We start from the raw sequence: 23,273 nt of genomic DNA on the forward strand, positions 1-23,273 counted from the left end.
TCATTGGCGCCCGAGGCCGGACGGCCTCAGGCCGGGCCTGTCAGGTGACCGTCCAGACGAAGGCCGCGGTGTCGGCCGCGCCCTGCCCGTCCGAGGCCGTCACACTGACCGTGCTGGTCCCCTTCGCCGTCGGGGTGCCCGAGATCACCCCGTCCTTGCCGATGCTCAGCCCGGCCGGCAGCCCGGTCGCGGTGAAGACCGGGGCGGCGCCGCCCGTCGCCTTCGCGGTGACCGCGAGCCGCGCCGGGGTGCCCGCCGGGCTGCTCATGCCGTGCGGGTTGGCCACGGTGACCGAGGCCGCCGAGGTGGTCGCCGCGCCGACGGTGTTCGCGTTCATCGCGGTCGCCACGTTCAGCGTCCCGGTGAGCGGCAGGTTCCGGGACGAGTCGCCGACCAGGATCTGGTAACCGCCCGCCGCCGTCGTCCACTTGCTCGTGGCGGTGTTCCAGTAGGCCAGGTCGTGCGCGGTCACCGTGAAGGTCACCTTCGCACTCGCCCCCGGCTGCAGGTCCACCCGCTGGAAGCCCTTGAGCTGCTTGGCGGGTTCGCCCGTGGAGGCCGGGTCGCCGACGTACAGCTGGGCGATCTCGGCGCCCGCCCGGGTGCCGGTGTTGGTGACGGTCGCGCTCACCGTGGCGTTGCCGCTGCCGTCCAGCGCCCCCACCTGGAGCCCGGAGAATCCGAAGGTGGTGTAGGACAGGCCGAACCCGAACGGGAACAGCGGGGTGATGTTCTGCGCGTCGTACCAGCGGTAGCCGACCTTGAGGCCCTCGCTGTACTGCACATTGCCGTTGCCCGGCCACTGCGCCGTGGTGTGCGCCGGCACGTCGTTGAGGGACGCGGGGAAGGTGACCGGCAGCTTGCCCGACGGGTTGACGTCGCCGAACAGCAGCGCGGCGAGGGAGTTGCCGACCTCCTGGCCCGCGTACCACTCCTCGATCACGCCCTTGACCTGCCCGAGCCACGGCATGGTGACCGCGGAGCCGGTGTTGAGCACCACGATGGTGTTCGGGTTGGCCGCGGCCACCTGCGTGATCAGCTGGTTCTGCGTGTCGGGCAGGTCGATGCTGGTCAGGTCGGTGCCCTCGTTCTCGCCGTAACCGACCGCGACGACGGCGACATTGGCGTTGCGGGCCGCGGTCACGGCCGCGTTGATGTCGGTGCCGTCGTTGTAGGTGACGGCGCTGGCCGAGCCCATCCGGTTCTGCAGCGCGGTCAGCGGCGAGACCGTACCCGAACTCGTCGCCGTGGCGCTGCCGCCGCCGACACTGCGCACGCCGGCGCCGCCGTCGGGGCCGATCACCGCGATGGAGTGGGTGGTGGCCGTGGACAGCGGCAGCACACCGGTGTTCTTGAGCAGGACGCTGCCCTGCTCGGCGACCTGGCGGGCCGTCGCCTGGTGCGCCGGGGTGGTCACCACGGAGTTGCGGTCACCGGTCTTGTGCTTCTCGAACAGGCCGAAGGCGAACATCTGGGTGAGCACCCGGCTGACCATGGTGTTCAGCGTCGCCTGGCTGACGGTGCCGTTGGCGAGTGCCTGGGCCAGGAAGTCGGCGTAGAAGTAGCCGCCCGGCATCTCGATGGTCATGCCGTTGTTCGCCGAGTCGACCGTGGAGTGCGCGCCGCCCCAGTCGCTGGTGACGAAGCCGCCGAAGCCGGCCTGCTGGTAGAGCGCGTTGTTCAGCAGGTTGGCGTTCTGGCACGCGTAGACCCCGTTGACGGTGGAGTAGGCGCACATCACCGAGGCCGACGCGCCCTTGCTCACCGCCGCCTGGAAGGCCGGGAGGTAGATCTCCTGCAAGGTGCGCTGGTCGATGATCGCGTTGTCCTGCGGCCCGTTGCGGTTGGTCTCCTGGTTGTAGACCGCCACGTGCTTGGCCTCGGCCATCACGCCCTGGCTCTGCAGGCCCTGGATGCTCGCGGTGGCCATCTGGCCGGCCAGGAAGGGGTCCTCGCTGTAGGTCTCGAAGGCCCGGCCCCAGCGCGGGTCACGCACGATGTTCATCGTCGGGCCGAGCGCCACATCCGCGCCCTTGCCGGCGAATTCGGCGCCGGCGACCGTGCCGTAGCTCTTCTGGAGAGCGGTGTCCCAGGTCGCCGCGGACGACACCGCGGACGGCAGCTGGGTGACCCCGCCGAAGCCGTCGCCGACCCCGCTCGGGCCGTCGTGGAAGCCCATCGCCGGGATGCACAGCGAGGGGATCGCCGACATGTCGCCGATGTACGGCTGGGTGGCGCCGTTGCCGTGCAGCATCTGGATCTTCTGCGCCTGCGTCATCTGCGCCAGCAGCTGGGAGACCCGGGTGGCCACCGGGGCGGTCGAGCCGACCCACGGGCAGTCACCGGTGCCGCCGCCCGGCGGGGTCGTGGCGTCGCCCGGGGTGAGCAGGGTGAAGTCCCACAGCGAGTAGCCGTACTGGGTGGCGCGCGCGGTGCCGTACATCCGCACGTAGCGGCCGGTCGCGGTGAAGGAGTGCGTCTCGGTGCCGCCGGGGCCCGCCGTCGTGGAGTAGACGGTGTTCCACGTGCTGCCGTTGTCCGAGACCTGGATCTGGTAGGCCGTCGCGTAGGCGGCCTCCCAGGTCAGGCTCACCCCGCAGACCTGCTGCGAGGAGCCGAGGTCCACCTGCACCCACTGCGGGTCGGCGGCGGCGCTGGACCAGCGGGTGCCGGGGTCGCCGTCGAAGGCCGCGGAGGCGGGGGTGCCGGCGTTCTCCGTGGAGGAGGCGGTGGCGGGCTTGCCGACGCCCGCGGTGGTGTTGCCGCAGGCCGTCGGCTGGGTGCCGCCGGAGCCGCCCCAGACCTGGAACTCCCACAGCGAGTAGCCGTACGCGGTGGCGCGCGCGGTGCCGTACATCCGCACGTAGCGCCCGGTGCCGGTGACGTTCAGGGTCTGGGTGCCGCCGGTGGCGGTCGTGGTGCTGTAGACGTCGGTCCAGCTGGTGCCGTTCGCCGAGGTCTGGATCTTGAAGGCCGTGGCGTAGGCGGCCTCCCAGTTCAGCACGACCTTGCTGATCGGCTGCGAGGAGCCCAGGTCGACCTGGAGCCACTGCGGGTCGGTGAAGGCGCTGGACCAGCGGGTGCCGGTGTCGCCGTCGACGGCCGCCGAAGCGGCGGTGCCCGCGTTCTCCGCGGACGAGGCGGTGGCCGGCTTGCCCTGCGAGAGCAGCACCGGGTCGGCGGCGCGGGCGATCCTGGGCGTGCCGACCAGGGCCAGCGCGACGACCAGGACGAAGCCGATGACGGCGGCGAGCCGCGACTGGGCGGCGGTCAGCCGCCGTCGTCGTAGGGGCGGGGGAGTGCGATAGGAGGCTTGCAGCATGGAAGTCGCCTCTCTCACCCGGCGGCGGGGGCGCCGCCGGAGGTGGTGGGGGGAAGAGTGGATGCCCGGGTCCCGTACCGCGTGGGACCCGGGCATCCGGGCGATCGTGCGTTACTGCGAGACGCGCACGTAGTCGATCAGCATGCGCTGCGGGAAGACCGTGCTGGCGTCCGGAGCGCCGGGCCAGTCACCGCCCACCGCGTTGTTGAGGATGATGTAGAACGGGTGGTCGTACACCCACGGACCCCGGGTGGCCTCCACCGTCGCCTTGTCGGCGGTGAAGAAGGCGTGGCCGTCCACCGAGAAGGTCATGTGGGTGGAGTCCCAGTCCACGGCGTAGGTGTGGAAGTCCGACGCGAAGTCGGAGCCGGCCAGGGTGTAGGGGGACCCGTAGCCGTTGCCGCCGTTGTAGGCGGGGGCGTGCAGCGTGGAGTAGACCGAGTCCGCGACCTTGCCGACGTGCTCCATGATGTCGATCTCGCCGGAGTTCGGCCACGGGGTGCCGGTCTTGAAGTTGGACCCCAGCATCCAGAACGCGGGCCACAGGCCCTGCGTGCCGGACACCTTGATCCGCGCCTCGACGTGTCCGTAGGTGAAGTTGAAGTGGTCGGAGGTGTTGATCCGGCCCGAGGTGTACTGGCCGTTGGCTTCCTTCCTGGCCTCGATGACCAGGTTGCCGGCGCCGTCCATGGTGGTGTTGTCGCCGTTGGTGTAGGTCTCCAGCTCGCCGTTCTGGCCGTTGCCGGTGTCCTGGGTCCACTTGCCGGTGTCCGGCTTGGTGCCGGCCGCGCCGTTGAACTCGTCGCTCCACACCAGGTGTTCGGGGTTGCCCGGGTTCGGCGGCGCGGCGGGCGGCGCGGTGGGGTTGCCGCCGGTGCCGTAGACGTCGAAGGTCCACAGCGAGTAGCCGTAGCCGTTGCTGCGCGCGGTGCCGTACATCCGCACGTAGCGCCCGTTGCCGTCCACGTTCAGGGTCTCCTTGAAGCCCTTGCCCGTGGTGGTGGAGTAGATGCTGGTCCAGTTGGTGCCGTCGGCCGACGTCTGGATCTGGTAGGCGACCGCGTAGGCCGGGTCCCACTGCAGGACGACCTGGCTGATGTGCGCGGTCGCGCCGAGGTCCACCGCGATCCAGCCCGGGTCGACCCAGCCGTTGGAGTCACTGGTCGCCCAGCGGGTCGCCGGGTCCTCGTCGAAGGCCTTGGACGGCGTGCAGCCGGTGCAGCTGTTGGCGTCCTGGTACGTCGAGGCGGTGGCGGGCTTGTTGTACGACAGCAGCTTCGCGCCGGTGGGCGGCGGGGTGGTGGTGCCGCCCGTGCCGCCGCCGGTGGTGGTGCCGCCGGTGCCGCTGCCGCCGGTGAAGACCTGGAACTCCCACAGCGAGTAGCCGTAGGCGGTGGCGCGCTGGGTGCCGTAGACCCGGATGTAGCGGCCGGTGCCGGTCAGCGTGATCAGCTCGGTGGCGCCGGGGCCCGTGGTGGTGGAGTAGGCGTTGGTCCAGTCGGTGCCGTTGGCCGAGACCTGGATCTGGTAGGCCTTGGCGTAGGCGTTCTCCCAGCTGAGCTGGACGCCGCAGATGTTCTGCGAGGAGCCGAGGTCGACCTGGAGCCACTGCGGGTCGGCCGCGGCGCTGGACCAGCGGGTGCCGTTGTTGCCGTCCACCGCGGAGGAGGCCGGGGTGCCGGCGTTCTCGGTGGAGGAGGCCGTGGCGGTCTTGTTCAGCGCCGCGTTGACGGTGCCGCAGGCGGAGTTGCCGGCGCCCGTGCTGCCGTAGACCTGGAACTCCCACAGCGAGTAGCCGTACTGGGTGGCGCGGACCGTTCCGTACAACCGGACATAGCGCCCGGAACCGTTTACGGTGAGCGTCTGGTTGCCGCCGGTGGCGGTCGTGGTGGAGTAGATGTCGGTCCAGTTGGTGCCGTCCGCCGAGGTCTGGATCTTGAAGGCCTTGGCGTAGGCGGTCTCCCAGTTGAGGGTGACCGACGAGATGGTGTCGGTGGCGCCGAGGTCGACCTGGAGCCACTGCGGGTCGGTGGCGGCGCTGGACCAGCGGGTGCCGGTGTTGCCGTCGACGGCGGCCGAGGCGGGGGTCCCGGCGTTCTCCGTGGAGGAGGAGGTGGCGGTTCTGCCCTGCGAGAGCAGGGTGCCCGCGGCCTTGGCCGGGCTCTGGGTGACCGCGAGGGCGAACGCCGCGAGCACGGCCGCGATGAACGCGAAGACAAGTGAGCGGGGGAAGCGTCTGGACAGATGTGGGGGGTTGCCGGTCACGGCGTCTCCTGGGTGCGTGTGAGAGCGCTCTCTGGTTGCTGTGATGATTACGGCGCTGTTGCTGACGCGTCAAGAAAGTGAACGAAATTGGTACGGCTGTTTCGGCGCGCTGCAGCTTGCTGACGAGCTCCGAACGATCAGCGAACTCCTTGCCCTCATAGACGAGTTATGCGGCATTTCGCTGAGTGCAAGATCTTGACGCGCCGTCCGCTCCCGTTGTCGCGCGCTTGCGCGCGCCGGACACCGCTTCCTCCTCCGCGGAGATCGAGGTGCCAGGCCCTAGGCTGGCCGGGCCAGTGAGATCGCCAGGAGCGGGAAGGCCCATGGGATGCCTGACGTACCAGAACCCATGGTCAAGCTCGTCCGCTGGACCGCGGAGCCCGCCGCCGCGCAGATTCTGCGGTCCACCGCGGCGGCCGTCCTCTCCTATGTGGTCGCCCTGTGGCTCACCCCGCAGCCGGCGCCGCTGACCGCGCCGCTCACCGCGCTGCTGGTGGTCCAGGTGACGCTGTACTCCACGCTCACCACCGGTATCAACCGGGTCAACGCGGTGATCGCCGGGGTGCTGATCGCCATCGGCTTCAGCACCCTGGTGGGGCTGAGCTGGTGGAGTCTCGGCCTGACGATCCTGACCTCGCTGGTGATCGGCCGCTTCGTGCGGGCCGGCGAGTTCGTGATCGAAGTGGCGATCAGCGCGATGCTGGTGCTCGGGGTGACCCGGGTCGCCAACACCGCCTGGGACCGGATCTTCGAGACGCTGATCGGTGCCGCGGTCGGGCTGCTGTTCAATCTGCTCTTCGCCCCGCCGGTCTGGGTGCAGTCCGCGGGCGGGTCGATCGAGTCACTGGCCCGCCGGATGGGCGGGCTCTTCAGGGACATGGGCGGCGAGGTCGCCGGGCACCTGCCGGTCGAGCGTGCCGCCTCCCGCTTGCACGAGGCGCGCCGCGTCGACCACGCCATTGTCGAAGTGGACGCCTCGCTCCGGCAGGCCGAGGACAGCCTGCGGTGGAATCCGCGGGTGCGTGAGGGAGCGCTCTCCCGGATCGTGCTGCGGACCGGTCTGGACACCCTGGAGATCTGCGCGGTGGTGCTCAGGGTGATGTCCCGTACGCTCACCGACCTCGCCAAGCAGCGCACCGACGAGGAGCTGTTCCCCGACGACGTGGCGGGCGAGCTGGAAATACTGTTCGATCATGTCGCGTATGCGATCGAGAGCTTCGCGGTCTTGATCACCAGTCAGGTTTCGGCCAACGCGCAGACCGCGGAGGACCGGCTCGCGCAGGCGCTCACCGACAGCGCGCTGAGCCGGGACCGGATCGCCGACATGCTGCTGCTCAAGGTGCAGGAGCACCCCCGGCAGTGGCAGCTGCACGGCGCCCTGCTGGCCGAGGTGGACCGGATCCTGGACGAGCTGGCGGTGGAGAAGCGCTCCGAGCGGCTGGTGGAGGAGCTGGACCGGTACGGCAGCGAGGCCAGTGAGCGGCACCCCCGGCTGCAGATGATCAAGCGCCGGCTGGGCGACAGCGGCGTCTACCGGCGCTCCTCCCGGGTGGTCCGCGGCGCCTTCAAGTAGCCCGCGGGGCCGGCCCGGCGGGCCGCCGCGCGACCCCGGTCCGGCCCGGTGCGGGCCGCCCGGGCGGCCCGGCGCGCCAACTTTCCTTGTGCGCGCATGAATCGTTGCCTGCCGAGGCGTAGACGCCGCCGTAGCGCGTCTGTAACACTCTGCCAACACGTACGCAAATAATGAGCAGAACAACGATGGATCTGCATGGGATGAGCGCAACTTCATATGCTCAGCCCGCACGTTTCGGATAGTCCGTCTCGCCCTTCCCCTGATCTTCCCCACACGACACAGAGGGACGTTATGAGAACGAAGCGCTCGATTCCACGGCTGATGGCGGGGGTGGTCGCCACCAGCCTGCTGGTGCTGGGCGGTTCCGCCCTGCCCGCCATGGCCGCGGCCGTGCCGGACCTCGCCGCCGGCAAGGCGGCCTCGGCCAGCAGCACCAGCGGCAAGAACACCGCCGACCGGCTCAACGACGGCGACCAGAGCTCCTACTGGGAGAGTTCGGGCAGCGCCCTGCCCCAGTGGGCGCAGGTCAACCTGGGCAGCAGCACCCTGATCGACAAGGTGCAGCTCAAGGTGCCCGCCTCCTGGAGCGCGCGCACCGAGACGCTGGCGCTGCAGGCCAGTGACGACGGCACGCTGTTCTCCACGGTCGTCGGCTCGGCGGCCTATACCTTCACCCCCGCCAAGGGCAACACGGTCACGATCAGCTTCCCGGCCACCAAGGCGCACTACCTGCGCGCCGACGTGTCGGCGAACTCCGCGGGCAAGACCGCGCAGCTGTCCGAGCTGACCGTGCAGGCCGCCGCTGCCGCCACGGACAACCTGGCCGCCGGCAAGCCGACCGCCGAGTCCGGGCACTCCGACGTCTACGGCTCGGGCAACGCGGTCGACGGCGACGCCAACACCTACTGGGAGAGCACCAACAACGCCTTCCCGCAGTGGCTCAGGGTCGACCTCGGCTCCGCGGTGCCGGTCAACAAGGTGGTGCTGAAGCTCCCGCCCGCCACCTCGTGGGCGACCCGTACCCAGACGCTCGCCGTCCAGGGCAGCACCAACGGCACGACCTTCAACGACCTGGTCGCGTCCACGGGTTACTCCTTCAACCCGTCCAGCGGCAACACGGTGACCATCACCTTCAACACCGCCACCACCCGGTACGTCCGGCTGAACATCACCGGCAACACCGGCTGGCCGGCCGGCCAGATATCCGAGTTCGAGGTCTACGGCCCCGCCACCGGTGACGTCACCGCCCCCTCGGCGCCGGCGAACCTGGCCTACACCCAGCCCGCCTCCGGCCAGGTCAAGCTGACCTGGAGCGCGGCGACCGACAACGTCGGCGTCACGGGCTACGACATCTACGCCAACGGCCAGCTGCGCACCTCGGTCGCCGGCAATGTCCTCACCTACACCGACAGCCAGCCCGACACGGCGACGGTGGCGTACTACGTACGGGCCAAGGACGCCGCGGGCAACCAGTCGGCGAACAGCAACACCGTCACCCGTACCGGCACCTCCGGCGACACGCAGGCGCCCACCGCGCCCGGCAACCTCGCCTACACCCAGCCCGCCTCCGGCCAGATCAAGCTGACCTGGAGCGCGTCGAGCGACAACACGGCCGTCACCGGCTACGAGGTGTTCGCCAACGGCAGCAAGATCGCCACCACCAACGGCAGCACCCTCACCTACACCGACAACCAGCCGGCCACCGCCACCGTGGCGTACTTCGTCCGCGCGGTCGACGCGGCCGGCAACGAGTCGGGCAACAGCAACACGGTGACCCGCAACGGCACCACCCCGCCCACCGGCGGCACCAACCAGGCGGTCGGCAAGCCGATCACCGCCACCTCCACGGTGCAGACCTTCGTCGCGGCCAACGCCAACGACGACGACCTGACCACGTACTGGGAGGGCAGCGGCACCAGCTCGCTGACCGTCTCGCTGGGCTCGAACGTCGACACCAGCTCGGTCGTGGTCAAGCTCAACCCGAGCAGCGCCTGGGGCGCGCGCACCCAGACCATCGAGGTCCAGGGCCGCGAGCAGAGCGCGAGCGGCTTCACCCAGCTGGTCGCGCCGAAGAGCTACAGCTTCGACCCGGCCTCCGGCAACTCGGTGTCCATCCCGGTCACCTCGCGGATCGCCGACGTCCGGCTGGTCTTCAGCAGCAACTCGGGCGCCGGTGGCGGCCAGGTCGCTGAATTCCAGGTCATCGGCGTCCCCGGCCCGAACCCGGACCTCACCGTGACCGGCCTGACCGCGTCGCCCGCCGCCCCGGTGGAGACCGACCCGATCACGCTCAGCGCGACGGTGAAGAACGCCGGCACCAACGCCTCGCCGGCCACCAACGTCAACCTCTACCTCGGCACCGTCAAGGTCGGCACCGCGAACGTCGGCGCACTGGCCGCCGGCGCGAGCAGCACCGTGACGGCGAACATCGGCGCCAAGGACGCGGGCAGCTACCAGCTGACCGCCAAGGTCGACGAGGCCAACGCGGTCGTCGAGCAGAACGAGACCAACAACACCTACACCAACCCCACCGCTCTGGTGGTCAAGCCGGTCGACACCTCCGACCTGGTCGCCTCGCCGGTGGCCTGGTCGCCGGGCAACCCGTCGGCGGGCAACAACGTCGCCTTCTCGGTGGCGATCAAGAACCAGGGCACCATCGCCTCCGCGTCCGGCGCGCACAACGTCACGCTGACCGTCGCGGACGCCACCACCGGCAGCGTCGTCAAGACGCTCACCGGCTCCTACAGCGGCGCCATTGCGGCCGGGGCCACCACCAGCCCGGTCAGCCTGGGCAGCTGGACCGCGGTCAACGGCAAGTACACGGTCAAGACCGTGATCGCCGCGGACGCCAACGAGCTGTCGATCAAGCAGGCGAACAACACCAGCAGCCAGTCGCTCTTCGTGGGCCGCGGCGCCAACATGCCGTACGACACCTACGAGGCCGAGTCCGGTGTGCTGGCCGGCGGCGCGACGGTGCTCGGACCGAACCGCACCATCGGCGACCCCGCCGGTGAGGCGTCGGGCCGCAAGGCGGTGCACCTGGCCGCCAACGGTGCCTCGGTGGAGATCACCACGCTGAACAGCACCAACACGCTGGTGACCCGCTTCAACATCCCGGACGGCACCGACTCGACGACGCTCGACATCTACGTCGACGGCACCTTCCTGAAGACCATCACCCTCACCTCGAAGTACGAGTGGCTGTACGGCGACGAGGCCAGCCCCGGCAACTCGCCCGGCGCGGGCGCCCCGCGGCACATCTACGACGAGGCCAACGTGCTGCTCGGGACCACCGTCCCGGCCGGCCACAAGATCCGGCTGCAGAAGGACGCGGCCAACTCCGCGGCCTACTACAACATCGACTCCATCGACCTGGAGCAGGCGACCGCGATCGCCAACCCGGACCCGACCAAGTACGTCGTGCCGGCCGGCTTCACCCAGCAGGACGTGCAGAACGCGCTGGACACCGCACGGCAGGACACCACCAAGCTCGGCGTCTACCTGCCCGCCGGTGACTACCAGACCTCCAGCAAGTTCAACGTATACGGTCGCGCCATCAACGTGATCGGCGCCGGCCCCTGGTTCAGCCGCTTCTACACCCCGACCGGGCAGGAGAACACCGACTCCGGCTTCCTGGCGTCCGCCAGCGGCACCAAGTTCAGCGGCTTCGGGATCTTCGGCAACTACACCAGCCGCATCGACGGCCCCGGCAAGCCGTGGGACCTGACCGGTGTGTCGAACATGACCATCGACAACGTGTGGATCGAGCACACCATCGTCGGTGTCTGGGGCACCAACGTCGACAACTCGACCATCACCAACCTGCGGATCCGCGACACCTTCGCCGACGGCGTCAACCTGACCAACGGCAGCAGCGGCAACACGGTCAGCAACATCGAGGCCAGGAGCACCGGCGACGACAGCTTCGCGCTCTTCCCGGCGATCGACCACACCAATGAGCAGGAAGTCAACAACACCTTCCAGAACCTCACGGTGAAGAACGTCTGGCGCGCGGCGGGCGTCGCGGTCTACGGCGGCGGCGGCAACACCTTCAGCAACCTCTACATCGCCGACAGCCTGACCTACCCGGGTATCACCATCGGGTCGCTCGCCTTCGGCGGCATCCCGGCGCTCGGGTTCGAGTCCACACCGCAGACCACCTTCTCCAACATCTCGCTGGCCAGGGACGGCGGTCACTTCTGGGGACAGCAGGCCTTCCCCGCGCTGTGGATCTTCTCCGCGGAGTTCAAGCTCCAGGGGCTGCGGATCAACAACGTCGACATCACCGATCCGACGTACGCGGGTGTGATGTTCCAGACCAAGTGGAACGGCAGCACCTCGCTCAACCCGATCAGCGACACGGTCTTCACCAACCTGTCGGTGACCGGCGCCCACAAGAGCGGAGACGCCTTCGACGCCAAGTCGGGCTTCGGACTGTGGGCCAACCCGCAGCCTGAGGCGGGACAGGGCCCGGCGGTCGGCTCGGTGACCATCAACGGGCTGCACGAGAGCGACAACGCGGTGGACATCCAGAACACCACCTCCACCTTCACCATCAACGTCAACAACTAGGGCCGCAGGCCAGAGAGGTGCCCGCGTTCGAGAGCTGAACGCGGGCACCTCCGCATGCCCTGACGGGCCGTGTGCCGCACGCACTTTGTATTCAGTCGCTGAACGCGGGGGCTTGACGGGGCATTGGTCTAGTCCTACGGTCACCGATGCGCCGACAGTCAGGTCGGCGTCCGCCGTTCATTCATCTGAATCGACGGACCGGGCTGTCCGCTACGGAAGGCCTCCCCCCATGCCACGACCGCGCATCGAGTTCAAGACACTCGGCGCCCTCACCGCAGTCCCCGCTCTGGCGGCCGGCCTGCTGCTCGCCACCGGCGCCCCCGCGCACGCCGCTGCCAACCCAGGACCGGGCTTCCCCGCGCAGTACGCCGCGCCCTACGCCGAGGTCTGGAACTCGCCGTCGGCGCTGACCAACGCCAAGAACGCCACCGGCGTCAAGTACTTCACCCTCGCCTTCGTCATCGACGGCGGCGGCTGCAACGCCACCTTCAACGGCGACACCTCCATCACCGACGCGAGCTGGACCTCCGCCATCAACAGCCTGCGGTCCGGCGGCGGCGACGTCATCGCGTCCTTCGGCGGCGCCTCGGGCACCGAGGAGGCCATCGCCTGTACGTCGGTCTCCGCCCTGGAGACGCAGTACAAGCGGGTCATCGACGGGCTCAACCTGACCCGGGTCGACTTCGACATCGAAGGGTCGGCGCTGAACAACACCGCCGCCAACGACCGCCGCAACACCGCGCTCGCCGACCTCCAGCAGCAGTACGCCGCCCAGGGCAAGCGGCTGGACGTCCAGTACACCCTGCCGGTCGACCCCAGCGGCCTGGAGTCCAACTCGCTCAGCCTGCTGAACAACGCCAAGAGCCACAACCTGAACGTCAACCTCGTCAACGTCATGACGATGGACTACGGGTCCGCCATGGACATGGGCAACGCCGCCATCAGCGCGGCACAGGGCCTGCACACCCAGCTCGGCCAGATCTGGAACACCAAGACCTCCGCGCAGCTGTGGGCGATGGAGGGCAACACCCCGATGATCGGCGTCAACGACACCTCCAGCGAGATCTTCTCCACCTCCGACGCCCAGGACCTGGAGAACTTCGCCAAGTCCAACGGCATCCAGGAGCTGTCCTTCTGGGCGCTCGGCCGTGACAAGGCGTGCGCCACCAACGGCGGCTCCGCGCAGAGCGGCTGCAGCGGCACCTCGCAGTCCGCCTGGCAGTTCTCCAGCATCTTCAACGCCGTCACCGGCGGGGGCGGCGGCACCACCCCGCCGCCGGCCGGCGGTACCGGGCCGATCCACTCCGGATACGCCAACAAGTGCGTCGACATCGCGTCGGCGAGCAGCGCCAACGGGGCCGCGGTCCAGCTCTACGACTGCAACGGTACCACCGCGCAGAACTGGACCGTCGCCTCGGGCGGCGCCCTCCAGGCGCTCGGCAAGTGCATGGACGTCGCGGCGGCCGGCACCGCCAACGGCACCCAGGTGCAGCTCTACGACTGCAACGGCACCGGCTCCCAGGTCTGGCAGAAGGGCACCGGCAACACGCTGGTGAACCCGCAGTCCGGCAAGTGCCTGGACGCCACGGGCCCCAGCTCGGCCAACGGCACCCGGCTGCAGATCTGGACCTGCGCGGGCGCCGCCAACCAGCAGTGGACGCTGCCGTCCTGACCTGCTGCGCGTCCTGACCCGAGGACGCCACCCGATCGCCCGGCCCCGGGCGGGTCCCCACGACCCGCCCGGGGCCGGCGTGAATCCGCGCGCTCTTGCGCCGGCGATCGGCGAGGATCGGATCATCAGGCCGCCACGGGACCGCCGGGCCCCGCGGCGGCGCCGCCCCGCCGCGAGGAGCCCCCGATGAACACCGCAGAACTGCTGACCGAGGCCTACGGCCGGATCAAGGAGGTCGTCCACTCCGCCGTCGACGGCCTGACCGCCGACGAGCTGGCCTTCCGCGTCGACCCGGAGGCCAACACCGTCGGCTGGCTGGTCTGGCACCTGGCCCGGGTCCAGGACGACCACGTCGCCGAGGTGGCGGGCCGCCCGCAGACCTGGACCGAGGACGGCTGGGACAAGCGCTTCGGGCTGCCGCTGGACACCGCCGACATCGGCTACGGCCACAGCCCGCAGGAGGTGGCCTCGGTCACCGTGTCCTCCGCGGACCTGCTCACCGGCTACTACGACGCGGTCCACGAGCAGACCCTGGCGTACCTGCGCTCCCTGGCCGACGCCGACCTCGACCAGGTGGTGGACCGCCGCTGGGATCCGCCGGTGACCCTCGGCGCCCGGCTGGTCAGCGTGATCTCCGACGACCTCCAGCACGCCGGGCAGGCCGCCCTCCTGCGCGGCATCCTGCTGCGCCGCCGCGGCTGAGCGGCGGGGCACCCCCCGATGATAGAGTTACTTAACCTAAGTTAAGTAACTGACCCGGGCGGGGTGTGAAGGGCCTGATGGCGACAGAAGACGCGACGAAACGAATACAGCGGCGGCCACCGCGTATCGCAGCCGACCATCCGCACTACAAGTGGGTGGCGCTGTCCAACACCACCCTCGGCATGCTCATCGCCACGATCAACTCCTCGATCGTGCTGATCTCGCTGCCCGCGATCTTCAACGGCATCAGGCTCGACCCGCTCCAGCCCGGGAACGTCAGCTATCTGCTGTGGATGCTGATGGGGTACATGCTGGTCACCGCGGTCCTGGTGGTCACGCTCGGCCGGCTCGGCGACATCCTGGGCCGGGTCAAGATCTACAACGCCGGCTTCCTGATCTTCACCGTCACCTCGGTGATCCTCTCCGTCGACCCGCTGCACGGCGGCGGCGGAGCACTGTGGCTGATCGGCTGGCGGGTCGCCCAGGCGGTCGGCGGCTCCATGCTGATGGCCAACTCGGCGGCGATCATCACCGACGCCTTCCCGGCCCGCCAGCGCGGCATGGCGCTCGGCGTGAACATGGTCGCCGGCATCGCCGGCTCCTTCATCGGCCTGGTGCTCGGCGGCCTGCTCGCCGAGTGGAACTGGCGTTCCATCTTCTGGGTCAATGTGCCGATCGGCCTGATCGGCACCGTGTGGGCGTACCGCTCGCTGCACGAGACCGGGATACGCCGCCCGGCGAAGATGGACTGGTGGGGCAACATCACCTTCGCGGTCGGCCTGACCGCGCTGCTGGCCGGCATCACCTACGGCATCCAGCCCTACGGCGGCCACACCATGGGCTGGACCAACCCCTGGGTGCTGGCCGGGCTGATAGGCGGCGTCGCGATGCTGGTGGCCTTCTGCCTGGTCGAGTCCAGGGTCGCCGAGCCGATGTTCCCGCTCAAGCTGTTCCGCAACGCGGCCTTCGCCGGCGGCAACGCGGCCACCCTGCTGGGCTCCATCGCCCGCGGCGGCCTCCAGTTCATGCTGATCATCTGGCTCCAGGGCATCTGGCTGCCGCTGCACGGCTACAACTACGCCGACACACCGCTGTGGGCCGGCATCTACCTGCTGCCGCTGACCGTCGGCTTCCTGGCCGCGGGACCCGTCGCCGGCGCCCTGTCCGACCGCTACGGTGCCCGGCTCTTCGCCGCCTCCGGCTTCGTGGTGATGGCCGGCTCCTTCGCCGGGCTGCTGCTGATCCCCACCGACTTCAGCTACTGGGTCTTCGCGCTGGTGGTCTTCCTCAACGGCCTCGGCGGGGGCCTGTTCGCCGCGCCCAACACCTCGATCATCATGGCCAGCGTGCCCGCCGAGTCCCGCGGCGCCGCCTCCGGCATGCGCGCGACCTTCCAGAACGCCGGCATGGTGCTGTCCATCGGCGTGTTCTTCTCGCTGATGGTCGCCGGCCTCGCCCGCTCGCTGCCGCACACCCTCAGCACCGGTCTGATGGCCCAGGGCGTGCCCGCGGCGAACGCCCACGACGTGGCGAACCTGCCACCGGTCGGCACGCTCTTCGCGGCCTTCCTCGGCTACAACCCGATCCAGCAGCTGCTCGGCCCCGACCTGCTCGGCAAGCTGCCCGCGGCCAACGCGCACACCCTCACCGGGCGGGAGTTCTTCCCGCACCTGATCTCCGGACCCTTCCACGACGGCCTGGTCGTGGTGTTCGCGCTGGCGATCGTGATGTCCTTGGTCGCAGCAGGCGCGTCGCTGATCCGCAGCCGCCGCACCGGCACGGACAGCTGACCGCGGTACGACCCAGGAGGCGCCCCCCGCCATGACCGACACCAACGGGCGCGGGGCGCCCTCCTCGGCCGCCGTACCCCGGCTGCGGCTGGTCATCGCCCGGCTCTACCGCCAGCTCGCGCAGGCCTCGGGAGACGACCTCAACCTCACCTACGCCCAGCTGTCCGCGCTGGCCAGGACCCAGGAGCACGGCCCGCTGCGGATCGGTGAGCTGGCCGCCCACGAGCAGGTCGCCGCCCCCTCGCTGACCCGTACGATGGCGCCGCTGGTGGCTGCGGGGCTGGTCGCCAAGCAGCCCGACCCCTCCGACGGCCGCTCCTGGCTGGTCAGCATCAGCCCCGAGGGCGGCGAGCTGCTCGGCCGGATCCGCCGCGAGCGCTCGGAGCTGCTGGCCCGCAGGATGGCCCGGCTCGACCCCGAACGGCTCGACACGCTGCTGGCGGCGCTGCCCGTCCTGGAGCAACTGCTCACCGAGCCCGAGCCGGCGGACGCACCCGGGCCGGAGGACGCACCCGGGCCGGAGGACGTCACGGCACCGCGGGGCGCCCCGGGCCGGAGGGCGTCACCGCACCCGAGGGCGTAACCGGGGCGCGGCCCGTCACCGCGGCCGAGGGCGTACCCGAGGCGCGGGGGAGCGCCGCCGGGCCCGGGCGGAGGACGGACCGGGGGGTCACTGGCGGGTCGCGCCGCCCGTGCCCGGCTCCAGCGGCGGCGCCGAGAAGCCGCAGTTCGCCCGGCACTCCGGCATCGCCCCCGTACCGCCGCCGTCCTCGTGCAGCGCCCCCGACGGCACCAGCGCGAAGGCCAGCAGCGCCGCGAGCGCGCACAGCCCCGCGCAGATCATCATCGCCGAGCCGAAGGCGGCGTCCACCTTGTGCGGCGAGCGGTACGCCTGGTTCGACAGCCCCACCGCCAGCGGCAGCGCGGCCACGATCAGCAGCTGCGCTACCCGGGCCGCCGCGTTGTTCACCCCGCTGGCGATCCCGGCGTGGTCGACCTCCACCGACGCCAGCACCGTCGCCGTCAGCGGCGCCACGAACAGGCTCATCCCCAGTCCCTGCACCACCACCGCGGGCAGCACGTCCAGCACGTACGACGACGAGCCGGGGCCCAGCCGGATCAGCAGCAGCAACCCGGCCGCGGTCACCAGCGGCCCCACCGTCAGCGGCAGCCGCGGCCCGATCCGCTGGGCCATCGCCCCGGCCGGCGCCGACAGCAGCAGCATCAGCACGGTCACCGGCAGCGTCGCGAGACCGGCCCGCAGCGCGCTGTACCCCGCGGCGATCTGCAACTGCACCGGCAGGATGAAGAACACCCCGCCGATCGCCGCGTACAGACACAGCGTCACCACGTTCATCGAGGTGAACAGCCGGGAGGAGAAGACCGACAGCGGCAGTATCGGATGCGCGCGGCCCCGCTCGGTGCGCACGAAGGCCACCCCGCACGCCACCCCCGCCAGCGCGGGCAGCACGATCGACGTCCACGGCGGATGGCCGGACGCGGAGATCAGCGCGTACGTGACACCGGCCAGGCACAGCGCGGCCAGCGCGGCGCCGCGCACGTCGAAACTCCCCGACGCCGTACGGTCCCGGCTCTCCGGCACATGGCGCACCGCGATGGCCACGACCACCGCGGCGAGCGGCAGATTGACCAGGAAGATCCACCGCCAGCCGGGGCCGTCCACCAGGAAGCCGCCGAGGAAGGGCCCGATCGCGCCGGCCACCCCGCCGAGCCCCGACCAGGCGCCGACCGCCTTGGCCCGGTCCTGCGGCCGGAAGGACGACTGCACCAGCGCCAGCGAACCCGGCGTCAGCAGCGCGCCGCCCACCCCTTGCAGGGCGCGGGCTCCGATCAGCACGGCGGTGTTCGGCGCGGCCCCGCACCCCGCGGACGCCAGCGCGAACCACACCACGCCGATCACGAAGACCCTGCGCCGCCCGTAGCGGTCGCCGAGGCCGCCGCCGAGCAGGATCAGCCCGGCCAGCGTCAGCAGATAGCCGTTCACGGTCCACTGCAGCGAGGCCAGCGACGCGTCCAGGTCCTCGCCGATCCGGGGGAGCGCGATATTGACGATGGTGCCGTCCAGCAGCGCCATGCCCGAGCCGAGCACCGAACACGCCAGCACCCAGCGGCCGGTGGCGGACGCCAGCGGTACGCCCGCTGCGGGCTGCTCCGGGGTCATCGGGCCACTGTAGGGCGTACGGGGTCGCCGTCCGGGGTACGCGATCATCCACGGGTGCGTCGCGGCCCGCCGAGGCGCGCGCTGCTGCGGACCGGGCGGGCGGGGACGACAATGGTCGGGCAGGACCGACCCAAGCTGTAGCCAAAGGAGACGTGGATGCCGCACCAGCGTGCCGGGACACCGGCCCGGCCGGAGGACCTGGTGGACGTACCCCGCCTGATCACGGCGTACTACGCGCTGCACCCCGACCCGGCCGAGCCGGGCCAGCGGGTGGCGTTCGGGACCTCGGGGCACCGCGGCTCCTCGCTGGCCACCGCGTTCAACGAGGACCACATCGCCGCGACCAGCCAGGCGATCTGCGACTACCGCAGCGCGCAGGGCACCACGGGGCCGCTCTTCCTCGGCGCCGACACGCACGCGCTGTCCGAGCCGGCCCGGGTCACCGCCCTCGAGGTCTTCGCCGCCAACGGCGTCAGCGTGCTGATCGACGAGAAGGACGGCTGGACGCCGACCCCCGCGGTCTCGCACGCCATCCTGACCTACAACAACGGCCGCACCGGCGCCCTGGCGGACGGCGTCGTCGTGACCCCCTCGCACAACCCGCCCGCGGACGGCGGCTTCAAGTACAACCCGCCCAACGGCGGACCCGCCGCCTCCGACGCCACCACCTGGATCCAGGACCGGGCCAACCAGCTGATCACCGACGGCCTCAAGGGCGTCCAGCGGATCGGGTACGCACGCGCGCTGGCCGCGCCCACCACCGCCCGCTACGACTTCCTCGGCCGCTACGTCGACGACCTGCCGTCCGTGCTGGACCTGGAGGCGGTACGCCGGGCCGGGGTGACCATCGGCGCCGACCCGCTCGGCGGCGCCTCCGTCGAATACTGGGGCCGGATCGCCGAATGGCACGGCCTCGACCTCACGGTGGTCAACCCGCAGGCCGACCCGACCTGGCGCTTCATGACGCTGGACTGGGACGGCAGGATCCGGATGGACTGCTCGTCGCCGTACGCGATGGCCTCGCTGATCGCCCGCAAGGACGACTACGCCATCGCCACCGGCAACGACGCCGACGCCGACCGGCACGGCATCGTCACCCCCGACGGCGGGCTGATGAACCCCAACCACTACCTGGCGGTGGCCATCTCCTACCTGGCGGGGCACCGCGAGCAGTGGGGTCCCGAGCTGGCCATCGGCAAGACCCTGGTGTCGTCGTCGATGATCGACCGGGTCGTCGCCGACCTCGGCCGGCCGCTGACCGAAGTACCAGTCGGCTTCAAGTGGTTCGTGGACGGGCTGCGCGGCGGCACCCTGGCCTTCGGCGGCGAGGAGTCCGCGGGCGCGTCCTTCCTGCGGCGCGACGGCAGCGCCTGGACCACCGACAAGGACGGCATCCTGCTGGCCCTGCTGGCCGCCGAGATCACCGCGGTCACCGGGCGGACGCCCTCCGAGCACTACACCGGCCTCACCGAGCGGTTCGGCGACCCCGCCTACGCCAGGATCGACGCGCCCGCCGACCGCGAGCAGAAGGCCGTGCTGGCCAAGCTGTCGGCCGGTCAGGTCCCGGCCAGGGAACTGGCCGGCGAGCCGGTCACCGCCGTGCTCACCGAGGCTCCCGGCAACGGGGCGGCGCTCGGCGGTGTCAAGGTCTGCACCGACAACGCGTGGTTCGCCGCCCGCCCCTCGGGCACCGAGGACGTCTACAAGATCTACGCCGAGTCCTTCCTCGGCGCCGACCACCTCGCCGAGGTGCAGCAGGAGGCGCAGGCTATCGTCGGCGCCGCGCTCGGCGGCTGACCCGGGCCGCCGTGCGGGGGTCCCGCGGCCGGGACCCCCGCACGGCGGTCAGGCCAGCTGGGCGGCCTGCAGGCCGGCGTAGGCGCCGCCGCTGCGCAGCAGGTCCGCGTGCGAGCCGATCTCCGCGATCCGGCCCTCGTCCAGCACCACGATCCGGTCGGCGTTCCTGATGGTGGACAGCCGGTGCGCCACCACGAAGACCGTACGGCCGCGCACCAGCCGGGTCAGCGCCTGCTGCACCAGCGCCTCGGAGCGCGAGTCCAGCGCCGAGGTGGCCTCGTCCAGGATCAGCACCCGCGGGTCGCGGATCAGCGCGCGGGCGATCGCCAGCCGCTGCTTCTGCCCGCCGGACAGCCGGGCGCCGCGCTCGCCGACGACCGTGTCGAGGCCGTGCGGCAGCCGGTCGATGAACTCCAGCGCGTTGGCGTCCCGCAGCGCGGCCCGCACCCGCTCGTCGGGCACCCCCTCCATGCCGTAGGTGACGTTCTCCCGGATGCTGCCCTCGAACAGGATCGACTCCTGCGGCACCACCGACAGCCAGCTGCGGTAGTCGCGCAGGTCCAGGGTCTCCATGTCGACACCGTCGAGCAGGATGCTGCCCCGGGTCGGCCGCAGGAAGCCGATCACCAGGTTGAGCACGGTGGACTTGCCCGCGCCCGAGCCGCCGACCAGCGCGATCGTCTCACCGGGCCGGACGTCCAGGTCGAAGCCGGTGATCGAGGGCCGGTCCGCCTCGGGGTAGGTGTGGCCGACACCGCGGAACTCGAACCGCCCGACCACTCCGGACACCGGCGCCTTGCCGTCGTTCTGCTCCAGGTCCGGCGCCTGCAGCACCTCGCCGATGGAGCGCACCGACTCCAGGCCCTTGCCGATCTGCGGGGTCAGCGTCAGCAGCGTGGTGACCGACCCGGTGAGGCTGGAGAAGTACGCGCTGAGCATCACCACGGTGCCGGGCGTGACGCTCAGCCAGCCGTAGTACGCCACCAGCGCGGAGCCCGCCAGGCACGCCACACCGATCGCGTTGAGCAGGATCCAGGCGAGCGAGCCGAACCAGCCGTTGAGCCGGTCCAGCCGCAGCCCCGCGTGCAGCACCTCGCCCAGCGTGCGGTCCACCCGGTGCAGCGCGGTGTTCTCCAGGCCGTGGGCGCGGGTGATCGGGATCAGCGCGGTCATCTCGTTGACCCGCGACGACAACTGCTCGACCTGCTGGCGGAAGGACTCGTTGCGGTCCCGCAGCCGCTGCCGCAGCTTGACCACCAGGAACGCGGAGGCGGGTACCACGACGACGTAGACCGGCAGGAAGGCCGGTGCCTGGATGCCGATCACGACCAGGCCGCCGGTCAGCGTGGCGATGGCGGCGAGCCCGTTGTCCGCGGTCTGCTGCGCGGCGGTCTCGATCGCCTCGACGTCCCTGATCACCTTGGCCTGGAGCACTCCTGCGCTGACCCGGGAGTGGTAGCCGATGGACAGCTGCTGCATCCGGTGGCACAGCGCGGTCCGCAGCCGGGTGCCGGTGCGGCGTATCGAGCCCTGCATGCACCGCACGTACGTCAGGTGCAGCGGCAGGTTGAGCACCAGGATCACCAGCAGGACGGCGGAATTCCACCACAGCACGGAGATCGGGCGGTGCTGGACGACGACATCGACGACGTTCGCGGTGATCAGCGGCAGCAGCCACACCGGGGTGTGCTTGAAGAAGAAGGCGGCGACGGCCAGGGCGACCCGCCGCCGGTCGGGGTGGAAGAGGTAGAGGAGGGTTCGTACGGGGTGCTCGCCACGGTAGCGGTGGCTGAGCGTGCCTTGCGGCAACGCCATTGCGGGCTCCTCGAAATCACGTCTTCGCGGTGGTGCGGTACAGGGCGCACGGACGGGCACCTCGGCGCTGAGGTGCGGATTGTCTTCATGTGCGCGCATACACCTTACGGCCAGGCCGGCCTGCCGCGCCCGGCCGTTTCCCGCCGGGTCCCGGTGGCGGCCCGCCACCGGGACCGCCACCGGAGCCCCGCACGGGACGCGCCGGGAGCCGGCGCACGGCGACGTGCGGGGCGCACGTCGCGGCGGCCGGGGCTCACGTCACCGACGAGGCGCCGGGGCTCGTCTCGCGGCGGCCGGGACTCGCATCACGACGATGTGCCGGGGCTCGTCTCGCGGCGGCCGGGCTCGTATCACCACGCCATGCCGGGGCTCACATCACCACGACGGACCGCAGCACATCGCCGGACTGCATCCGGGTGAAGGCCGCCTCGACCTCGTCCAGCGCGATCGTCTCGCTGACGAAAGCTCCCAGGTCCAGCCGCCCCTGGAGATGCAGGTCGATCAGCATCGGGAAGTCCCGCGACGGCAGGCAGTCGCCGTACCACGACGACTTGAGGGCGCCGCCGCGGCCGAAGACGTCCAGCAGCGGGATCTCCAGCTGCATCTCGGGGGTCGGCACCCCGACCAGCACGACGGTGCCCGCCAGGTCCCTGGCGTAGAAGGCCTGCCGGTAGGTCTCCGGGCGGCCCACCGCGTCGATCACCACATCGGCGCCGTGCCCGCCGGTCAGCTCGCGGATCGCCTCGACCGGGTCCTGGTTGCGCGAGTTGACGGTGTGGGTGGCGCCCAGCGCGGAGGCGGTGGCGAGTTTGCGGTCGTCGAGGTCCACCGCGATGATCCGGGCCGCACCGGCCAGCCGCGACCCGGCGACCGCGGCGTTGCCCACCCCGCCGCAGCCGATCACCGCGACCGAATCCCCGCGCCCGACCGCCCCGGTGTTGACCGCCGCGCCGATCCCGGCCATCACCCCGCAGCCGAGCAGCCCGGCCACCGAGGGCGCCACCGACGGGTCGACCTTGGTGCACTGCCCGGCCGCCACGAGGGTCTTCTCGGCGAACGCGCCGATGCCCAGCGCCGGCGACAGCGCCGTACCGTCCGCGGTGGTCATCTTCTGCCGGGCGTTGTGGGTGTCGAAGCAGTACCACGGCCGCCCGCGCAGACACGCCCGGCACCGGCCGCACACCGCCCGCCAGTTGAGGATCACGAAGTCGCCGGGCGCCACTTCGGTGACCCCCGCGCCGACCTCCTCCACCAGGCCCGCGGCCTCGTGCCCGAGCAGATACGGGAAGTCGTCGCCGATACCGCCCTGCTGGTAGTGCAGGTCGGTGTGGCAGACCCCGCACGCCTGGACCCGCACCACCGCCTCACCGGGACCGGGGTCCGGCACCGTCACCGTCTCGATCCGCACCCGCTCGCCCTTGCCGGGTGCGACCACCCCGCGGACTTCCTGTGCCATGGCTGAGCCCTCCTTCGCCGACGTTCCCCGCCGACCTTAGGCGCCGGGGGCGGGCCTACGGCAGTACGCGGCAGCGTCCGACCGGGTGGTGGCACGGTCCGCGGCATACCGGGGCCGGCCGGATGCC

The 23,273-nt window shown here is 71.0% G+C and carries 12 protein-coding genes; 7 read left to right on the forward strand and 5 right to left on the reverse strand.

Annotation, left to right across the window (positions count from 1 at the left end; genetic code table 11):
- Window positions 1-40: 40 nt before the first annotated feature.
- Window positions 41-3,322: a glycoside hydrolase family 3 C-terminal domain-containing protein gene (locus OHA86_RS32145; protein WP_329180988.1), complete on the reverse strand. Its 3,282-nt coding sequence runs from the start codon at window positions 3,320-3,322 to the stop codon at window positions 41-43.
- 111 nt (window positions 3,323-3,433) lie between these two features.
- A complete protein-coding gene (locus OHA86_RS32150) occupies window positions 3,434-5,527 on the reverse strand; it encodes a discoidin domain-containing protein (protein WP_329182635.1) in 2,094 nt (697 codons plus the stop codon).
- Window positions 5,528-5,915: 388 nt separating this feature from the next.
- Here OHA86_RS32150 and OHA86_RS32155 point away from each other — a divergent pair, with 388 nt between their 5' ends.
- From OHA86_RS32155 to OHA86_RS32180, 6 genes are all read left to right on the forward strand, one after another.
- Window positions 5,916-7,160, forward strand: coding sequence for an FUSC family protein (locus tag OHA86_RS32155; RefSeq protein ID WP_329180991.1), 1,245 nt, complete (start codon window positions 5,916-5,918; stop codon window positions 7,158-7,160).
- 291 nt (window positions 7,161-7,451) lie between these two features.
- Entirely contained in the window at window positions 7,452-11,732 is a 4,281-nt protein-coding gene (locus OHA86_RS32160) for a discoidin domain-containing protein (protein ID WP_329180993.1), read from the forward strand.
- Between the two features lie 229 nt (window positions 11,733-11,961).
- Complete coding sequence (locus tag OHA86_RS32165) at window positions 11,962-13,404, forward strand: ricin-type beta-trefoil lectin domain protein (RefSeq protein ID WP_329180994.1); 1,443 nt, start codon at window positions 11,962-11,964, stop codon at window positions 13,402-13,404.
- A gap of 186 nt (window positions 13,405-13,590) precedes the next feature.
- On the forward strand, window positions 13,591-14,106 hold the full coding sequence (locus OHA86_RS32170) for a mycothiol transferase (RefSeq protein WP_329180996.1): 516 nt from the start codon (window positions 13,591-13,593) through the stop codon (window positions 14,104-14,106).
- A gap of 77 nt (window positions 14,107-14,183) precedes the next feature.
- Entirely contained in the window at window positions 14,184-15,896 is a 1,713-nt protein-coding gene (locus OHA86_RS32175) for an MFS transporter (RefSeq protein ID WP_443071925.1), read from the forward strand.
- Window positions 15,897-15,927: 31 nt separating this feature from the next.
- Complete coding sequence (locus OHA86_RS32180) at window positions 15,928-16,479, forward strand: MarR family winged helix-turn-helix transcriptional regulator (RefSeq protein WP_329180998.1); 552 nt, start codon at window positions 15,928-15,930, stop codon at window positions 16,477-16,479.
- Between the two features lie 87 nt (window positions 16,480-16,566).
- Here OHA86_RS32180 and OHA86_RS32185 read toward each other — a convergent pair whose 3' ends face one another.
- Window positions 16,567-18,078 carry an MFS transporter gene (locus OHA86_RS32185; RefSeq protein ID WP_329181000.1) on the reverse strand — a complete coding sequence of 504 codons (1,512 nt, stop codon included), beginning with the start codon at window positions 18,076-18,078 and terminating at the stop codon, window positions 16,567-16,569.
- A gap of 156 nt (window positions 18,079-18,234) precedes the next feature.
- Between OHA86_RS32185 and pgm the strand changes: the two genes are divergently transcribed.
- A complete protein-coding gene (pgm, locus tag OHA86_RS32190; RefSeq protein WP_329181002.1) occupies window positions 18,235-19,875 on the forward strand; it encodes a phosphoglucomutase (alpha-D-glucose-1,6-bisphosphate-dependent) in 1,641 nt (546 codons plus the stop codon).
- Window positions 19,876-19,923: 48 nt separating this feature from the next.
- Here the strand turns inward: pgm and OHA86_RS32195 are convergent, their stop codons facing one another.
- Together OHA86_RS32195 and OHA86_RS32200 are read right to left on the reverse strand one after the other, a co-directional pair.
- Entirely contained in the window at window positions 19,924-21,690 is a 1,767-nt protein-coding gene (locus OHA86_RS32195; RefSeq protein ID WP_329181003.1) for an ABC transporter ATP-binding protein, read from the reverse strand.
- A gap of 370 nt (window positions 21,691-22,060) precedes the next feature.
- Window positions 22,061-23,146, reverse strand: coding sequence for an S-(hydroxymethyl)mycothiol dehydrogenase (locus tag OHA86_RS32200; RefSeq protein WP_329181005.1), 1,086 nt, complete (start codon window positions 23,144-23,146; stop codon window positions 22,061-22,063).
- Window positions 23,147-23,273 lie beyond the last annotated feature (127 nt).

It is taken from the genome of Streptomyces sp. NBC_01477 (assembly GCF_036227245.1).
Classification (GTDB): Bacteria; Actinomycetota; Actinomycetes; order Streptomycetales; family Streptomycetaceae; genus Actinacidiphila.